The organism is Mesorhizobium sp. 128a (genome assembly GCF_053848025.1).
Genome location: NZ_JBSPKY010000005.1, coordinates 206113 through 222569 on the forward strand (window position 1 = coordinate 206113; position 16457 = coordinate 222569).

Genomic DNA, 16457 nt, shown 5'->3' on the forward strand with positions numbered 1-16457 from the left:
TTGTGCAGACATTACACGCATTTGGCGCCGTGTCTGCCGGCGGCAATGTTTCAAGGACTGACGGTCGACACTTCCCGGGCAGACCGTCTACACAAGCCAACCAACTGGGCAAACGATTGGGCGTCGCGTGTCGAACTATCCACTTTCCTACAAACTGTCATGGCTGCCGCGCTTCCTGAAGCCGTCGCTCGGCGGCGATGTCAGGGACTTTGCGCCGATCGCGGCCACAACCATCATCGATCCGCCCGGACGGAAGGTGAGGTTGGCTTTCGTCGGCGACATTTCGGCGGTGGCAAACAGCATCGCGCCGGAGTGCGATCCTAATATCGCAAAGCTGCTGGCGTCGGCCGATCTGGTGATCGGCAATTGCGAGAGTCCGGTCGTGGAGCGGCCGAGCGCAGCGCTTGGCACGCGGCTCGGCACGCACCATGCGATGAGCGAGCGGTTTCTCGCCGAGGCACTTGCCGCCGTCGGCATCGCGCGCGAAAGACTGGTGCTGTCGCTGGCCAACAATCATGTGCTCGACCAGGGTATCGCCGGTTTCGACGAGACCGTTGCGGCGCTGAAACGGCTCGGCATCCGCACCATCGGCACCGCGAAAAAAGGACCTGTCGAGCAGGTCAAGGCCGGGTCGCTGACGATCGGCTTTACCGCCTTCACGCTGTGGCGCAATGGCGACGCCGTATCGTTCAACGAGCGTGTGTCGATGCAAAGCGATCCGGCGGCATGGGCAAAAGGTGCGGCGGGCAAGAGCATCGATCTGCGCTGTGCCATTCCGCACTGGGACTGGGAGTTCCGGCATTTTCCGCGCCCGCAAACGCAGGCGCTGGCCAGGCTGCTCGCCGCGCATGGCGTCGGACTGATTGCCGGACACCATGCCCATGTCGTGCAGCCGGTGCAGTGGGTCGGCAAGACGCTTGTCGCCTATGGGCTCGGCGACTTCCTCGGTACCGCCTTGGCGCGCCAGCCATGGCCTGGCCGCATCGGCGGCATTTTCGTCGTCGATGTCAGCGCCGACCTCGGCAAGGGCGGCACCATCGCCGGCTACCGGATGCATCCCTTCATGCGGCTGCGTGCCGGCGGACATGAGCGTTTGGTCCCGGTCGAGGCGCTCACCGGCCCGATGAAGGGCAAGGTCGAGGCCCGGCTGAAGGCGATTTTCGGTGACTGACGACTTTCCGCAAAAGCAGCTATCATGGATGCAATCAAGCTTGCGGAGGGGGGCGATGGAAACAGCGGATTTCATGCCTGATGAAACGGTCGTCGCCGGCATCAGGAAGAACATCGAAACCTATGAGGCCGGACGCGCTTCGGCCTACCGGCAGGTACGCTGGCGGGTGCCGGTGTTTCTCGGGCTGCTGCTGGTCTTCGTCGCGCTGGTGGCCTGGCTGTTCAACAAGGTCGCCGACGCCAACGAGCAGTGGTTCTCGACACCGCATGTGTTTCTGTATATCGGCGGCTTCTTCGCGGCATTGCTGCTCTATTTCCTGGCGATGAGACCGGCAACGCGGCTGCAGCAATCGTTCCGCGACACGCTGCTGCCGATCATCTTCGGCTTCATCAGGGATGTGCGCTATCAGCACGGCGTGACGCCGAATTCCTTCGACCGGCTGCCGCGCGCCGTGGTCGGCGCCTTCAACCGGCAGAGCTTCGACGACATCGTATCCGGCCGCTACGAGGAGTTTCCGTTCGAGCTTTACGAGGCGGAGTTGCGCCAGGGCACGGGCAAAGGCTCGTCGACGGTCTTCAAGGGCGTCATCGTCGCCTTCGAGACGATCACGCCGTTCCCCGGCACATTGGTGGCGACGCGGCGCAGCAATGCGGTCGTCGGTTTCTTCCGCGGCATCTTCGCTGGCAAGATGCAGGAACTGTCGAGTGGTGATCCCCTGCTCGACGGCGACTATGAATTTCGCACTGACAATGTCGCCGCCGCCCAGCCGCTGGTGGCTGGACGGCTGGCGCAGGCGTTGAAATGGCTGCATGAAACTTGGGGTGATGATCCGGCGCGGGTAGCGCTCAACGGCAGTGACGGTTTCCTGCTTTTGCCGCAGCCGAAGAACTTTTTCGAGCTGCCCGCCATTTCCGTGCCGCTCGATTACACCAGGCATATCGCACCGATGATCGCCGATATGGGCTCGATCCTGGCGACGGCTGCGCTGGTGCGCAAGATCGGCGCGACGGATGGCGAGGCGGTGGCAAGCTAGGCTACCATCCTCGGCGATTAGATCGGCGTTCCATCCGGCATCGGCGGCCGAAACGACCTTCCATTTTTCGCCGGGATATTCGGCCTCACCCACTCCTCGGCGTCAGCAGTCGAAACCTTCTGGAGTTTTCAACGGCAGTGCGGCACCGTGGTATGGCCCGAACGGCGCGGCCGCTCACAATCCGCTGGGCACCAGGCCTGACAGCCAGTTCGCCGATCGCTTGGCCATGCCGACCGTTGCCGACGCGGCGCGGCCGAGGTCGGTCTTGACCAACGCATAGCCGTTTTGGGTACGGTAGAGAACGCCGGTTCCGCCATCCACCACTTGCTCATAGGCGACGGGCCGCGCTGCTGCTGCTTCCATGGCCGTCGTCGGCGAGCCGACCGGAACGCTCGGCCGACGGCTCAGTTCCGGCGGCAACGGGTTTTCTTCAGATTGAACGCTCCGGCTGGCCGGCTTCAGTTCCGGGCGGGATGCAGTCGCTGCCAGTTGTGAAGAGGATGCCGAGCCCTTGGTGCGGCAGATGCCGGAGACCAGCGGATAATTGAAGTTCTTCTGGTGCAGCATCTGGCTTTTCATCGCCGCTTCGCAGTCGGCGATCGTCGCCCACTTCGCCGGCGTCTCACCTATATATTCGCAAAGCTTGGCGTCGCAGTCGCAGCCGACGATGGTCATGGCGACAAGGGCGGTCTTGATCACGGTCTTGTCCTTCGGATTGCCCCCTCGGCAGCCCCCTCCATCGCGCGCGAACAAGGCGGGATTTTGGCCACGGTCGCCGAATGAGCCAGCGATGCGGTTTCGAGGGGTGTGGGGCGCCCAAAAGACAGTCGGCGCCGGGATTTCTCCCAGCGCCTCCCTGTCAGATCAGGACACGGTCGCGGCAGCAACTTCCGTAAAGTCGTCGCGCCATGCCGGCCTTGATTTTGACGGCCCTGCCAGTCACCACCCGAAGGCGATGCCCGTTCCAGGCCACGCCGTTCTCCACCCTTGCGAGCTTCGCTCAGCGTGCCATCGAAGGTTTTGCCGTCCTTCATGGCAGCATCGGTCCGCCGTCGGCGTTCGCACGCTTTCCGCGGCCCCGTAGGTCTCGGCATCCGTCCCTCGAACAGGCAAGCCTGCTTTCGTTTCGGGCCGTACGGGCCTCAGGAAATCCGCCTTTTCGCTTTGCCTTTCGGCGTGGCGATCGGTAGCCGCCTGAGATGGGTTGAACTTACGCCGGGTAAGGGTTTTGGGGAATGGGGGCGAGGCTGTGGATAACGGGATTATCGGGGATGGTTTGCCACGAACCCCGGAATTTTTGTGGCTGCTGCTTTAGACAGCCTTCCCCGCTTTTTGACGCTCCAATCGGCCGCGCCTCTTGCCCCGGCGGTCGGCACGGGTATCAATGCCGGCAAAGGACTTTGCGGCCACCACGTCCCGCCGTCCTTTTGGGGAGGCGTCGTTGAAAGTCGGGGTGGTGCTCAATCCGATAGCCGGTGGCGGCCGGCTGAAACGGCATTGGCCGGAGGTCGCCGCTTCGTTGAAAAGCCATTTCGGCGATTTCGAGTTGCGCGAGACGCAGGCCGAGGGTGATGCCGAAAGGCTGGCGCTCGACCTCGCGGCCAGCGGTTTCGATCTGGTGATCGCGGCCGGTGGCGACGGCACCGCCAGCGAGGTGGCCGACGGATTGCTGCAGGCATTCGATGAGAGTGACCGAACATCCGAGCTCGGCTTGCTGCCTTGTGGCACCGGCATCGACTTCGCACGCGGGCTCGGCCTGCCGAAAGAGGTGGACGCGGTGCTGAAACGGATCGCCGAGGCGAAGGCGCGCAAGGTCGATGCGGGGCGCATCTGCTACATTGATGATCATGGCGCGTTGGCCAGCCGCCACTTCATCAACATCGCCAGCCTCGGCCTGTCCGGCGCCACCGACCGCGCGGTCAATGCCGACAAACGCAAGGGCAAGATGTCGGCCAAGGCGCTGTTTTTCTGGCGCACCGTGGTCGAGTTCATCCGCTACCGCTTCCAGGACGTCCGGATCACCGTCGACGATGGTGCGCCGGTCGAGGCGCGCATGGCGCTGGTGGCGGTGGCCAACGGCAAATTCTTCGGCGGTGGCATGATGATCGCGCCGGACGCCGAGCTCGCTGACGGCCAGTTCGACATCGTCATCCTGCGCGCGGCCGGCAAGCTGAAGCTGATCTGGGACATTCGCCTGCTCTATGGCGGACGGCATCGCAACCATCCGGCAATCACCATATTGCGCGGCCGGAAAGTGGTGGTCGAACCACTCGGCGATGCCGAGAAGAACGGTGCGCTGGTCGATATTGACGGCGAGTCGCCAGGTCGCATACCGGCGACCTTCGAGATTTTGCCGGGAGCGCTGACGCTCAGATATTGAATCAAGTGCCTCAGGGGCTGATTCTGAAGGCCGGACTAAACCCCTGAAGGCATTGGCTAAATATTTGCCGGCTAGGTTTCAAGTTTGACCGGGAAGCCGGGGGCGCGCAGGTCGGTGCCGACGGCGTCCTCGAGCAATTTGACGATCTGGGTCGACCAGGCGCTGCCGCCATAGGCCGCTTTTCCCTGCTCAAAAATCGCGTTGACGCGGGTGGCAAGGTCGAGCGGTACGCCAGATTGTTCGGCCATGGCGAGCGCAAAGCCGAGGTCCTTCAGCGCCAGGTCCATGGTGAAGCCGATATCGTAGGAGCCGTTGAGGATGAGCTGGCTTTCGGTCTCGTGGACGAAGCTGTTGCCGGAGGAAGCCACGATGGCGTGGTAGGACTGGGCGAGGTCGAGCCCGCCTTGCTTGGCCAGCATCAGCGCCTCGCCGGCGGCGACCAGATGGATGAAGGCCAGCATGTTGGTGATGACCTTGATCACCGCCGCCGAACCGACCGGCCCCATCAGAAACGACTTGGCACACATCGCTTCGATGGCCGGCCTATGGCGTTCGTATAGGGCGGCATCGCCGCCGACCAGCGCGGTGATCTTGCCGACCGCCGCCAGATGCACGCCGCCGGTGACCGGGCACTCAAGCGTCTCGACGCCTTTCGCCGAGGCGAGAGCGGCGAGGCGCAGAATCTCATCGCGGCCGTTGGTCGACATCTCGATCCAGGTGCCGCCGCGGGCCAAGCCTTCGAGCAATCCGCCGGGACCAACCAGCACGGCTTCGCTGATCTTGGGCGAGGGTAGGCAGGTTATGGCGTTGCCTGCCCGTGTCGCCGCTTCGGCAGGGCTGTTGGCGGCGGTGGCGCCGAGCGCCACAAGCCGCTCGACGGCAACGGGGTCACGGTCGAAGACGGTGACGGCAAAGCCGTTGCGAAGCAGGCTGGCGGCAAGGTTGCCGCCGAGATGGCCAAGGCCGATGAAGGCGTAGCGCTCGCTCACGGCATCAGCGGCGTCTGCATCATCTGCAGATGCAAATCCTTGCCGGTGTAAGGGTGTGCATCGCAGACCGCTTCGTTGAGCTCGACGCCGAGGCCCGGCTCTTTCGAGGGGATGACATTGCCGTCTTGCCACCCGATCTTCTTCTTCAACAGCGTGGCGTGGAAGCCATCCCACTGTTTCAGCGATTCCAGGATCAGGAAGTTGGGCAGCGTCACCGCCAGCTGGATGTTGGCCGCACCGACGATCGGGCCGCAGTAGCAGTGGGGCGCGACCTGGATGTGGTAGGCCTCGGCCATGGCGGCGATCTTCTTGGTTTCGAGAATGCCGCCGGAGCGGCCGAGGTCCGGCTGCAGGATGGTCGCGGCGCGGTTCTCGATGACGCGGGCGAATTCGAACTTGGTCGTCAGCCGCTCGCCGGTGGCGATCGGGATGGAGGTGCCGCGGGCGACCTGCGCCATCACTTCGGGCATGTCAGGCGGCACCGGCTCCTCGAACCACAAGGGATCATAGGGCTCGATGGCGCGCGCCATGCGCAGTGCGCCGGACGCCGTGAACTGGCCATGCGTGCCGAACAATATGTCGGCGCGGGTGCCGACGGCTTCGCGGATCGCCTTGATCATGCGGGTGGAGACATCGATGTCGATGAGGCGCGGCTGGTGGCCGTCAAAGGCGGTGTAGGGACCGGCCGGGTCGAGCTTGACGGCGTTGAACCCCTGCTCGACATATTCGAGCGCGCAGGCAGCCGCCATTTCGGGGTCGTTGTAGACGTTCCTGCCGTCCGGCGCGTCTTCCGAATGGACGCTGCCGGTGTGCGGATAGAGATAGGTGTAGGAACGCAGCGTCTCATGCACCTGGCCGCCGAGCAATTTGTAGACCGGCTTGTTGGCTTCCTTGCCGACAATGTCCCAGCAGGCCATTTCGAGTGCGGAAAAACAGCCCATGCCGGTCACGTCAGGACGCTGGGTGAAGCCGGAGGAATAGGCGCGGCGGAAGAAATTTTCGATGTCGTGCGGATCGCGGCCGATCAGGTAGCGCTCGGCCATGTCCTCGACGAGTTTGGCCGTGACGTGCGCCGAGAAGGTGGCGTTGTAGGCCTCGCCATAACCGACCACACCACCATCGGTGGTGAGCTTGACGAAGATGAAATACTTGCCGCCGATGCCGGGCGGCGGATTGCCGACAACCCAGGTCTTGACGTCGGTGATCTTCATTTTTGGTCCTCCAGAACCAGTTCGGCGCCCTTCCATCCGGTCAGAACAGAGGCGGCGTTGGTGTTGCCGGTAATGTTGGCGGGAAAGATCGAGGCGTCGATGACGCGCAGGCCTTCGAGACCATGGACTTTCAGGCGCGGGTCGACCACCGCCTGCCCGGCATCGGGGCCCATGCGGCAGGTCGAGACCGGGTGGTAGACGGTGCCCGAGCGTTTCCTGAAATCCGCGATCAGGTCAGCGTCGGAGCTGATCGACGGCCCGGGCAAAACCTCTTCGGCGATGATTTCGGCCATGGCGGGCATCGAGGCGATCTTGCGCACGAATTTCACCGCCGCCAGCATCTCGTCGACATCGGCATTGGTGGAATAGGCATTGGCGACAATCTTGGGATAGTCGCGCGGACTGCTGGAGCGGATCATGATCTCGCCGCGGCTCGACGGGCGGCAGTTGGACAGGCCGATGGAAAAGCCCGGCCACGGATCCGGTGTCAGGATCGGCCGCTCGCCGCTCTTCGGAATGACGGTCGAGAAGGCCTGGAAATAAAGCTGCATGTTGGGCCGTGAGAACGTCGGGTCGGTGCGGAAGAAACCGCCGCCATGGTTCATCGACAGCGACAGCGGGCCGGAACGGGTGAGGATGTATTGCATGCCGACCAGCATTTTCCCCCACCAAGGCCGCAGGATCTGGTTCAGCGTCGGCACCTTGGCCTTGAACGTGTAGTTGATGCCGACATGGTCCTGCAGATGCGCACCGACATTTTCGTTGGCGCGGACGACCGGGATGCCGAGGCCAGCGAGCAGCGCCGAAGGGCCGACGCCGGACAGTTGCAGCAATTGCGGCGAGTTGATCGAGCCGGCGGACAGGATCACCTCGCGGCCGGCGCGGACCGTCTTCGTCTCACCGTTCTGCAGATACTCGATGCCGACGGCGCGCTTGCCCTCGAAGAGAATTTTGCTCGCCAGCGCATTCGTCTCGACGCGGACATTGCAGCGCTTCATCGCTGGGCGCAGGAAGGCACGCGCGGCCGACATGCGGCGGCCGTTCTTGGTCGAGATCTGGTAGATGCCGACGCCTTCCTGGGCAGCGCCGTTGAAGTCCGGGTTGAGCGGCAGGCCTGCCTGTTGGCCGGCGGCGAGGTATCGCCTGGTCAACGGATGGACGGTGTTTGTGCAATCACTGATGTGCAACGGCCCGCCGGTGCCCCGCCATGCGTCGGCGCCGGCCTCATTGTCCTCGAGCGCCTTGAAGGAGGGCAACAGATCGTCATAACCCCAGCCGGGATTGCCGGCATCGCGCCAATCATCAAAGTCCTCGCGCGCACCCCGGATCCAGACCATAGCATTGATCGAGCTTGAGCCGCCAACCAGCTTGCCGCGCGGCCAGTGGTCGACATTGCCGGCCAGGCCGGGATCCGGTTCGGGCTTGTAGTTCCAGTTGACCGCCGGGTCGAAGAAGGTCTTGCCGTAGCCAAGCGGCATTTGCACATAGAAGCGGCGGTCGGTGCCGCCGGCTTCCAGCACCAGAACGGAAAAGCGGCCCGACGCCGACAGTTTGTCGGCGAGAACCGAGCCGGCCGAGCCGGAGCCGACGATGATGAAGTCATAAGTCTGCATGAACTTGGACGGCTCCGGAAAACTGGCGGCAGCCTAGACGCGGCAGGCTCGCCGCGTCGCCGCGCCTTCCGGCATGCGTTGTGAAAAATACGACCGGAAGACGCGTCGTTTGGAAAAGCCATCATGGAACCGACATTGCGCCGCCGGCCTCCACGTCGCGTTGACCTGTCGGCGCCGTGACGCTACGGGATCGAGGGCAATCGTTTCAGGGGATTTGGCGCATGGTGCATTACGCGGACGGCCGGCCGATCGGCGATCTGACCTTGCGCACGCTTGCCATGCCGGCGGATGCCAATGCGGCCGGCGATATCTTTGGCGGTTGGGTGATGGCGCAGATGGACCTGGCCTGCGGCATCCGCGCCGCCGAGCGCGCCAAGGGCCGGGTGGTGACGGCGGCGGTCAAGGAGATGTCCTTCGCCAAGGCGATGAAGATCGGCGACACGCTGTGCATCTACACCCACGTCGAGCGCGTCGGCCGCACCTCGATGACGCTCAAGGTGGAAGCCTGGGCACAGCGCTACCTCTCCGACCTGATGGAGAAGGTCACCCATGCCGATTTCGTCATGGTGGCGCTGGATAGCGACGGTAAGCCGAAGCCGATTCCGACGGAAAGCTGACGCGAGACGATTCCGCGCCCGGCGCTTTGTAACATCTCCCGCGCGGGTGATGCGCTTCGCGACATCCAATGGTTGCCTTCGTCTCCGATTCTGCGGATGGCGGAGGGAAGACAATGCGTCAACATATGCTGAACGGCTGGCTCGTGGCGGCCCTTGTCGCAGTGATCTGTCTGCTTGGCACGACCGCCTATACCGAGATCAGGAACGAGCTTCCAAGCATCGCCTGCATGCACGACCGGACCGTCGGCGACCAGCGGACTGCCCGGCGGGCTGCAAACGTCCAGACGTGTGGCGCGGTGTGTTGCAACACCCCCTCGCCAAAGGCCTGAGGGTCCCTCAGCAGAAAACGCTTGTCAGCCTCAAAATGATGATGCACGGGGCGAGCCAAACGCTGCCGTTGGTCGTGACGGCGTGCAAGCCGGCTCAGTTGAGTGTCTTCAAGAGAAAAACCCTTGCGCAGCAAGGCTTTCAGCCGTTCAAGCCGTCGAATTTCGCGCGCGCTTCCTGAACTCTGCTGGTGTTCTTGCGCGCCCAGAGACCGAGCGCGCCGACCGGCACCAGCAGCTCGTGGCCGAGCTCTGTCAGCTCATAATCGACGCGCGGCGGGATCGTCGGGAAGACGGTTCGGGTGACGAAGCCATCGCGCTCCAGACCGCGCAAAGTGGTGGTCAGCATCTTCTGCGAAATGCCGCCGACAGCAGCGCGCAATTCATTGAAACGCAACGGCCCGGCGCCGAGCTTGCCGACGACCAGGACGGTCCATTTGTCGCCGATGCGCTGCAGGATTTCCGAGACGGCGCGGCAGTCTTCGGTGTTGTGCGGGTGCCTCAGTAACAAAACGGTGCCTCCTTGCGCAGTGGTTTGACAGTATCTCATATAGCGCCGGTATCCAAACGATACCAGCTTTTACATATATGGAGAGCCCCATGTCCAAGCCCAAAATCGCCATCGTCGTCGGTTCGACCCGCGCCGCCCGCTTCGCCGACGTGCCCGCCCAGTGGATCGCCAAGATCGCCAAATCGCATGCCGACATCGATGTCGAGATCGTCGACCTGCGCGATTGGCCGCTGCCCTTCTTCGACGAGGTTGCCTCGTCCGCCTGGGCGCCGTCGCAGAACGAAGTGGCGCAGCGCTGGCAGAAGAAGGTCGCCGAATTCGACGGCTTCATCTTCACCGCTGCCGAATACAATCACGGCCCGACGGCCGTGCTGAAGAACGCCATCGATTACGCCGCCAATGAATGGAACAAGAAGCCGGCCGGCTTCGTCGGCTATGGCAGCGTCGGCGGCTCGCGCGCTGTCGAACATCTGCGTCTGGCTGCTGTCGAGCTGCAGATGGCGCCGGTCAAGTCCGCCGTTCACATTGCCTGGGGCGATTTCCTGGCGGTACGCCAGGGCGAGAAGAAGCTCGAGGAGATCGAGCATCTGAACCAGGCGGCTACTGCCCTGGTTAATGACGTTGCCTGGTGGGCCCGCGTGCTCAAGGCAGCGCGTCAGGCCGACGCGATTGCCGGCGAAGCCCAGGCAGCCTGAGTGTCCGGATCATCCTCCCAAGGATAACATCCCCCAAAAGGGCGGCGCTTGCGCCGCCCTTTTTTCATTTGCAGGAAGCAGTGGCTGCCTTCACAGCCAACCGCCGGAAAAACCGGCTCGATGCAGTCCGGTGGCGATGGCTGGCACGCGGCGCATCAGCAGCCAGAGGAAGTCCGATCGGTGGTTTTCGATCATCAGGGCAATCGGCCCCTGATTGATGCCGACATGGTCCGGTGAGACCCAGCCGCAGGCGCGGCCGTCGGCGGCGGCGATCGTCGGGTTGAAGCTTGCGGCGAAGCCGTAAGGATTGCCCACAAGCAAGTCCATCTCGTGAAAATGGCGCAGCGCCGGCAGCACGATCTCCGGCGCAAAGGGGAGGGAGGCGATCGCGGCCCAAGGCGACAGCGTGCCGTCGTCAGGACCGAAAGGCGCGCCGCGGGCGAGATAGCCGAAGAAACGGCGGCCATCGAGCCGCATTTCACGCTTTGTCGGGCCTGGGCCGTCGCTGGCGGTGACACCCCAGCAGTTCTCGCCATAGCCGGTCAGTCCCTTCGGATTGCGGATGGCATAGTCACGCTGCAGATAGGTCGCCTGGCGGCTGTTGTGGAAATAATCGCTGTCGTGGTCGCGCATGAAGGCATCGCGGATGCCGCGAAAATCGATCCAGATATGCGAGAACTGGTGGATGAAAAGCGGGCCGGCATAGACCAGCTCGCGGCCGTAGATTGTCTTCCACTTGTAGGTGGACAGCCATGCCGCGTAACTCTCGGGCGGCAGTGAGTGGGTCGGCGATCCCAATCCAAGCACGTACAGGATCAGCGCCTCATCAAATCCTTCCCAGCGGTAGCGGAGGAAGCCCTTTTCAGGCCGCCAGCCATGGGTGACGGTGGCGCCGCCATTTTGTGCCCAGCGCCAGTCGGCGCGGCGGTAAAGCGCATCGGCGAGCCGGCGGATTTCCAGTTCGGATTCATCGTCTTCGTCGAAATAGGCGCCGGCGGCCAGAACGCCGGCCAGCAGAAGTGCGGTATCGACCGTGGACAGCTCGCAGTTCCAGACGCGGCGGCCGGTCTTCATGTCAAGGAAATGATAGTAAAAACCCTTGTAGCCGGTGGCATCGGGCTCCGGTCCATGCGGGGCGTTCCAGAAGAAGCGAAGGGTTGCGAGCGTCCGCTCAATTGCGGCGGCGCGCGTCATGAAACCGCGCTCGACACCGACGGGATAGGACGACAGAGCGAGACCGACGGCGGCTATGCTGGCAGGCGACGCCGACGTGTTGCGGTCGGCGACCAGGCCGTTGGCAGGGTTGGCCTCGTTGAGAAAATACTCGAAGGACAGGCGCTGGATGTCTTGGAGCAACTCGTCATTCAGCGCGTGTTCGTTCGATGCATCCATGACTACCGATATAGAGGCTTTGGCGGCATTTCCCACATTTGCGTCGGATCAATCATAGGTGAGAAAGGCTGACAACGAAACCGACTGCCAGCACCATCTCACTGCAACTGCCGGCGACCATGCTGGCTGTCGCCTGCCTACCACTTCATCTTGAAACCCAACGAGCCGCCGACGGCGTAGCTGTCGCCGAAATCTTCCAGGCTCGAGCGCGCCAGCACCTCGCCATGGACGGCGTAACGGTCATCGGCCCAGCTCAGCGAGCCGCCGAGGCCGAGTCCGCCCCATAGCGGCTGCGCCTTGCTGACCAGCCTGGTGGAGGAGGCTACATCGGACACGCCGACATCGGTGCCGTCCAGGAAGTCGTAATAGAGGTTGGCGATGCCATAGACGTGCGAGCGGCTCGACTGACCGGCCTCGTTCTTCCACTCGTTCTCATAGTCGGCCGACAGGCCGAGGCGGCCGGTTAGGCTGTCGCTGCTGCCGTTGGAAACGACGGCGCCGAAGGGATCGGCGAAGGTGTCGAAATCGACCGAGGCATAGCTGAGCTGCGCCTGCGGGGTCAGCGACCATCTGCCTTGAAGAGCGATCTTCTGTCCGGCCTCGATTCCGAGGCCATAGCCGAAGCCGTTGTTGCCGTCGGCGAGGCGTCGGCTCAGCGTCGCGGACTCGAGGTCGCTGTCGAACCAGGTGAGTTGCGCCTGCGTGTCGACATAAAAACCGTTCTTGCCATGCCAGGTCAGCGTGCCGCCGACGCCATAGCCGGTCGTGTCGATCGAGCCGACGCCGAACCCCGAGGCGACATCCGACTTCACCGTGCCGTAGTGAACGGTGACGCCGCCGACCACGACGCCGGCTGCCGTTTCGGAGAGCAGGACATCGAGACCCGCCTGCAGCTTCCAGAGGTCGGCATCATAGTCGGTTCCGGTCGTACTCGTGCCGGGATCGAATTGGCTGTGCGTCGCCTCGATGCGGCCCCAGATCGGGTTGCCTGCCTCGGCGCCCGCCGATCGCGGCGCCCATGAGCGGTTGCCGACCCGCTGCTGCAGCGTGCCCGGCTGGTTGAAGCTCTGCAGCACGCCGGCGTAAGCCTCGTAGATCGGAACGGTGGGCGCGTAGAGCGGCGATGTCGGGTCGTCAATCAGCGCCGAGCGCAGATACCAGTCGCCATCGGTCGGTGTGCTGACGCCGTTCTGATAGAGACGGTAGGCATAGGCGCCGGCCACCACGGCCTGGTCGCCCTCGAAGACGTAGTCACCCTGAAGGTTGAACGTGCCGGCCGACGCGCCGCCGACATCGATGATCTTGATGCCGTTGACGGTCTGCCCGCCCAACCCGCCGATGCCGATCACCTTGACGTTGGCGGTGCCCGACGTGTCGCCGGTGATAACCAGCTTGTCGGTTGGGGAGGCATCGCCGTCGAGTATGGTTTCGATCTCGACGGTGCCGCCGGCGCCGACGAAATTGCCCTGCACCGTCAGCAGGCCGATCGAATTGCCGGGCGCGATCACGCCGCCAGCCTGCAATGTCGTGGAGCCGACCGTGCCGTTGCCGCCAAGCGCACCGCCGCTGAGAATGGTGACTGCCGAATTGGCGAGCGAGCCGTTGACCGAGAGCTTGCCGGCCTCGATCGTGGTCGCGCCGCTCAGCGTGTTGATGCCGGTGAGGTTGAGATTGCCGGCACCCCTCTTGGTGAGTGTGCCGGTGCCGTCGATGATGGCGGCAAAGCTGGCATTGGTCGGCTGGTCGAAGACGAGCGCGGCGTCGTTCAGGATGTTGCCGGTGCCGAAGCTCGTTGCCTGGCCGATCAGCGTGCCGGCCGAGACCGTCGTGCCGCCGCTGTAGGTGTTTGCGCCGGTCAGCGTCGTGCTGCCGGTGCCCTGCTGCACTACCGCGCCGCTGCCGGAAATCGCCCCGGCGAGGGTCATGCCGTTGGAGCGGTCGAAGATCAAGGTGCCGTTGTCGGTGACGTTGCCTGATATCGAGCCTGATGTGCCGCCATTGCCGAGCTGCAGCGTGCCGGCCGAGATCATGGTCACGCCGGCATAGGTGTTGTCGGCGGTCAGGATCGTGGTGCCGGTGCCGATCTGGCCCACCGCGCCGCTGCCGGAGATGGTGCCGGCAAAGGTCACGGCATCGGAACGATTGAAGGCAAGCGTCCCGTTGTCAGTGACATTACCTGATACCGAGCCTGACGTGCCGCCATTGCCGAGTTGCAGCGTTCCATCTGAAATCGTTGTGACGCCGGCATAGGTGTTGTCGGCGGTCAGGATCGTAGTGCCGGACCCCAACTGGCTCACCGCACCGCTGCCGGAGATGGTGCCGGCAAGGTATAGTTGTCAGTGCGGTAGAAGGCGAGCGTGCCATTGTTGGTGACGTCGCCTGTTATCGAGCCGGATGTGCCGCGATTGCCGAGTTGCAAGGTGCCGGCGGAGATCGTCGTGCCGCCGCTGTAAGTGTTGTCGCCGGTCAGGGCCGTGGTGCTGGAACCCTGTTGGACCACGCCGCCGCTGCCCGAGATGATGCCGGCAAGAATCAAGCCGTTGGAGCGGTCGAAGGCAAGGGTGCCGTTATTGGTGACGTTGCCTGTTATCGAACCCGACATGCCGCCATTGCCGAGCTGCAGCGTGCCGGCGGAGATCGTCGTGCCGCCAGCGTAGCTGCTGTCGGCCGTCAGGATCGTTGTGCCTGAACCTTGCTGGACCACCGCGCCGCTGCCGGAAATCGTGCCGGCGAAAGTCGCCTCGTTGGAGCGATCGAAGGCTAGGTTGCCGTTGTTGGTCACGTTGCCTGTTATCGAGCCTGACGTCCCGCCATTGCCGAGCTGCAATGTGCCAGCCGAGATCGTGGTGCCGCCGGCATAGGTGCTGTCGCCGGTGAGCACTGTCGTGCCGGTGCCGATCTGGTTTACCACGCCGCTGCCGGAGATGATGCCGGCAAAGGTGGAGGTATCGGAGCGGTCGAAGGCGAGGGTTCCGTTGTCGGTCACGTCACCGATAATCGATCCAGTCGTGCCGCCATTGCCGAGCTGCAGCGTGCCGGCGGAGATGGTCGTGCCGCCGTCATAGGTGTTGTCGCCGGTCAGCACCGTCGTGCCGGTGCCGATCTGGTTCACCGCGCCGATGCCGGAGATGGCGCCGGCATAAATGTAGGTGTCGGAGCGGTCGAAGGCCAAAGTGGCGTTGTTGGCGACGTTGCCGAGGATGCTCCCCGATGTGCCGCCATTGCCGATCTGCAACGTGCCCTGGCTGATCGTCCAGCTTTCGGTGGCGGTGTTGTCCGCGGTCAGCGCCCATGTGCCGCTGCCGGTCTTCTCGAGGATATCGAAGTTCCGGTATTGTCCGGCAGCACCGATCGAACCATCCAGGATCGAGAAGCCCGTTCCGCTGAGCCGAAGGCGATCCGTGGTCGCCGTCGCGTTCGCCACCACATTGCCAAAGATTTGCGAGCCGTCCTGCAGCTCCAGGCGGATTACGCCCGTCGTCGGCGCGACACTCCAGCCGATTGCGTCGGCGCCGGCGCCGGCCCGGATTATGCCGCTGTTGACGATATCGATCGAGGCGGTGGCGGCGCCCACAATCGCGCTTCCACCGGCGCCGCCCCCTTCGATCGTGCCGGTGTTGATGATCTGGCCGGCGCCGCTTCGCACAAAGATGCCGACGCCTCCGATACCGCCTGCGGCTGGCCCACCGCGGATCGTTCCGTGATTGGTTAAGCTAGTGGCGGCGGCGGGGCCGCCGAAATCGACGCCAGCACCTCCATTTCCTGTAGAGGCCGTTGCGCCCTGGACAAGGCCCATATTCGTAACCGACGCCCCATTCCGGATTGACAGCCCCGCCCCTGAACTCCCGCCGCTGGTGCCCATGAACGTGCCCACCAGTGTCCTGACGGCGCCGGTGCCTGTGATCGGGACGCCGCTGTTCGCCGGGCCCGAAAGCGTGAAACCTTGGGTGTCGATCGTGATCGACTTGGTCGGCACCGGTAGTTGACCGCTAGCCGTGGCAAAGCTGGCGGTCATCACAATCGTCGAGCTGGAATCGCCGTCTCCATTCGCCGCAGTGATGGCAGCGCGCAACTCGCCGTCAGTGCTGACCAAATAGGTCGCGGCCGCAGCCGCGCCCGGAAGCATGCAGGCGATCGCCGCGCCGCTCGCGCCCGCAAGGAGCGTCCTACCCCGAATGCGCCCAGACGCAACCGTGCCACTGCTTGCTCTCATTGAATGATGCCCTGACTGAATGCCGAATGTCTGCGGTGGCTCGCGCCGAACCAAACCGTCAATAGGTTAACTCCAGGTTTGATTCGTGTCTTGCAGTTGAAGTGTTCGTTACTGAATATTTTCTGCCGTTACTTCCATGCAACATTAGAATCTCAACATATATGCAGTATAAATATAAGCTTTGAATCAAGTATCGCTGGTGGGTCGCCGTGCGATCATGGATCGATCCGCGAAGGCCGCCCTGGCCCCCACTACGGGCCGGGGCTGCCATCTGGCCCTGCCGTTTGGGCCTGATATATCCGGCTG

The 16457-nt window shown here is 63.6% G+C and carries 14 protein-coding genes; 6 read left to right on the forward strand and 8 right to left on the reverse strand.

Annotated elements, in window-relative coordinates; all coding sequences use genetic code 11:
• Window positions 1-127: 127 nt before the first annotated feature.
• Window positions 128-1171, forward strand: coding sequence for a CapA family protein (locus ACWTU9_RS11855; RefSeq protein ID WP_455858431.1), 1044 nt, complete (start codon window positions 128-130; stop codon window positions 1169-1171).
• 55 nt (window positions 1172-1226) lie between these two features.
• Window positions 1227-2204 carry a hypothetical protein gene (locus ACWTU9_RS11860; RefSeq protein WP_455858432.1) on the forward strand — a complete coding sequence of 326 codons (978 nt, stop codon included), beginning with the start codon at window positions 1227-1229 and terminating at the stop codon, window positions 2202-2204.
• Window positions 2205-2378: 174 nt separating this feature from the next.
• Here the strand turns inward: ACWTU9_RS11860 and ACWTU9_RS11865 are convergent, their stop codons facing one another.
• Window positions 2379-2903 (reverse strand): hypothetical protein, encoded by a 525-nt coding sequence (locus ACWTU9_RS11865; protein WP_455858433.1) that lies wholly within the window; start codon window positions 2901-2903, stop codon window positions 2379-2381.
• A 742-nt stretch (window positions 2904-3645) separates the two neighbouring features.
• Between ACWTU9_RS11865 and ACWTU9_RS11870 the strand changes: the two genes are divergently transcribed.
• Entirely contained in the window at window positions 3646-4584 is a 939-nt protein-coding gene (locus ACWTU9_RS11870) for a diacylglycerol/lipid kinase family protein (protein ID WP_454585570.1), read from the forward strand.
• Between the two features lie 71 nt (window positions 4585-4655).
• Here the strand turns inward: ACWTU9_RS11870 and ACWTU9_RS11875 are convergent, their stop codons facing one another.
• The 3 genes from ACWTU9_RS11875 to ACWTU9_RS11885 are packed head-to-tail and all read right to left on the reverse strand — an operon-like array spanning window position 4656 to window position 8397.
• The gene (locus tag ACWTU9_RS11875; protein ID WP_455858434.1) at window positions 4656-5573 is read right to left on the reverse strand and encodes an NAD(P)-dependent oxidoreductase; all 918 of its coding nucleotides are present in this window, start codon (window positions 5571-5573) and stop codon (window positions 4656-4658) included.
• Window positions 5570-6784 (reverse strand): mandelate racemase/muconate lactonizing enzyme family protein, encoded by a 1215-nt coding sequence (locus tag ACWTU9_RS11880; protein ID WP_455858435.1) that lies wholly within the window; start codon window positions 6782-6784, stop codon window positions 5570-5572. Before ACWTU9_RS11880 ends, ACWTU9_RS11875 begins: the two co-directional genes overlap by 4 nt.
• Window positions 6781-8397, reverse strand: a complete 1617-nt coding sequence (locus tag ACWTU9_RS11885; protein WP_455858436.1) for a GMC family oxidoreductase — start codon at window positions 8395-8397, stop codon at window positions 6781-6783. Before ACWTU9_RS11885 ends, ACWTU9_RS11880 begins: the two co-directional genes overlap by 4 nt.
• A gap of 221 nt (window positions 8398-8618) precedes the next feature.
• On the opposite strand from ACWTU9_RS11885, the gene ACWTU9_RS11890 reads away from it, so the two are divergent.
• Together ACWTU9_RS11890 and ACWTU9_RS11895 are read left to right on the forward strand one after the other, a co-directional pair.
• Complete coding sequence (locus ACWTU9_RS11890; protein WP_023671995.1) at window positions 8619-9014, forward strand: acyl-CoA thioesterase; 396 nt, start codon at window positions 8619-8621, stop codon at window positions 9012-9014.
• Window positions 9015-9127: 113 nt separating this feature from the next.
• A complete protein-coding gene (locus ACWTU9_RS11895; protein ID WP_455858437.1) occupies window positions 9128-9343 on the forward strand; it encodes a hypothetical protein in 216 nt (71 codons plus the stop codon).
• A 139-nt stretch (window positions 9344-9482) separates the two neighbouring features.
• On the opposite strand, the gene ACWTU9_RS11900 is transcribed toward ACWTU9_RS11895, so the two are convergent.
• Window positions 9483-9851, reverse strand: coding sequence for a winged helix-turn-helix transcriptional regulator (locus ACWTU9_RS11900; RefSeq protein ID WP_454576918.1), 369 nt, complete (start codon window positions 9849-9851; stop codon window positions 9483-9485).
• A gap of 89 nt (window positions 9852-9940) precedes the next feature.
• Between ACWTU9_RS11900 and ACWTU9_RS11905 the strand changes: the two genes are divergently transcribed.
• Window positions 9941-10546 (forward strand): NADPH-dependent FMN reductase, encoded by a 606-nt coding sequence (locus ACWTU9_RS11905; RefSeq protein WP_455858438.1) that lies wholly within the window; start codon window positions 9941-9943, stop codon window positions 10544-10546.
• Between the two features lie 90 nt (window positions 10547-10636).
• Here the strand turns inward: ACWTU9_RS11905 and ACWTU9_RS11910 are convergent, their stop codons facing one another.
• The 3 genes from ACWTU9_RS11910 to ACWTU9_RS11920 form a co-directional block, all read right to left on the reverse strand.
• Complete coding sequence (locus ACWTU9_RS11910; protein WP_455858439.1) at window positions 10637-11938, reverse strand: glucoamylase family protein; 1302 nt, start codon at window positions 11936-11938, stop codon at window positions 10637-10639.
• 137 nt (window positions 11939-12075) lie between these two features.
• Window positions 12076-14235, reverse strand: coding sequence for an autotransporter family protein (locus ACWTU9_RS11915; RefSeq protein ID WP_455858440.1), 2160 nt, complete (start codon window positions 14233-14235; stop codon window positions 12076-12078).
• Entirely contained in the window at window positions 14232-16064 is a 1833-nt protein-coding gene (locus tag ACWTU9_RS11920) for an autotransporter-associated beta strand repeat-containing protein (RefSeq protein WP_455858441.1), read from the reverse strand. The genes ACWTU9_RS11915 and ACWTU9_RS11920 overlap by 4 nt, the downstream gene beginning before the upstream one ends.
• Window positions 16065-16457 lie beyond the last annotated feature (393 nt).

Coding starts and splice junctions, on each gene's coding strand:
- ACWTU9_RS11890 (WP_023671995.1), top strand. CDS start 8,619: ATGGTGCATTACGCGGACGGCCGGCCGATCGGCGATCTGACCTTGCGC.
- ACWTU9_RS11920 (WP_455858441.1), bottom strand. CDS start 16,064: ATGCTTCCGGGCGCGGCTGCGGCCGCGACCTATTTGGTCAGCACTGAC.
- ACWTU9_RS11885 (WP_455858436.1), bottom strand. CDS start 8,397: ATGCAGACTTATGACTTCATCATCGTCGGCTCCGGCTCGGCCGGCTCG.
- ACWTU9_RS11895 (WP_455858437.1), top strand. CDS start 9,128: ATGCGTCAACATATGCTGAACGGCTGGCTCGTGGCGGCCCTTGTCGCA.
- ACWTU9_RS11905 (WP_455858438.1), top strand. CDS start 9,941: ATGTCCAAGCCCAAAATCGCCATCGTCGTCGGTTCGACCCGCGCCGCC.
- ACWTU9_RS11910 (WP_455858439.1), bottom strand. CDS start 11,938: ATGGATGCATCGAACGAACACGCGCTGAATGACGAGTTGCTCCAAGAC.
- ACWTU9_RS11860 (WP_455858432.1), top strand. CDS start 1,227: ATGGAAACAGCGGATTTCATGCCTGATGAAACGGTCGTCGCCGGCATC.
- ACWTU9_RS11880 (WP_455858435.1), bottom strand. CDS start 6,784: ATGAAGATCACCGACGTCAAGACCTGGGTTGTCGGCAATCCGCCGCCC.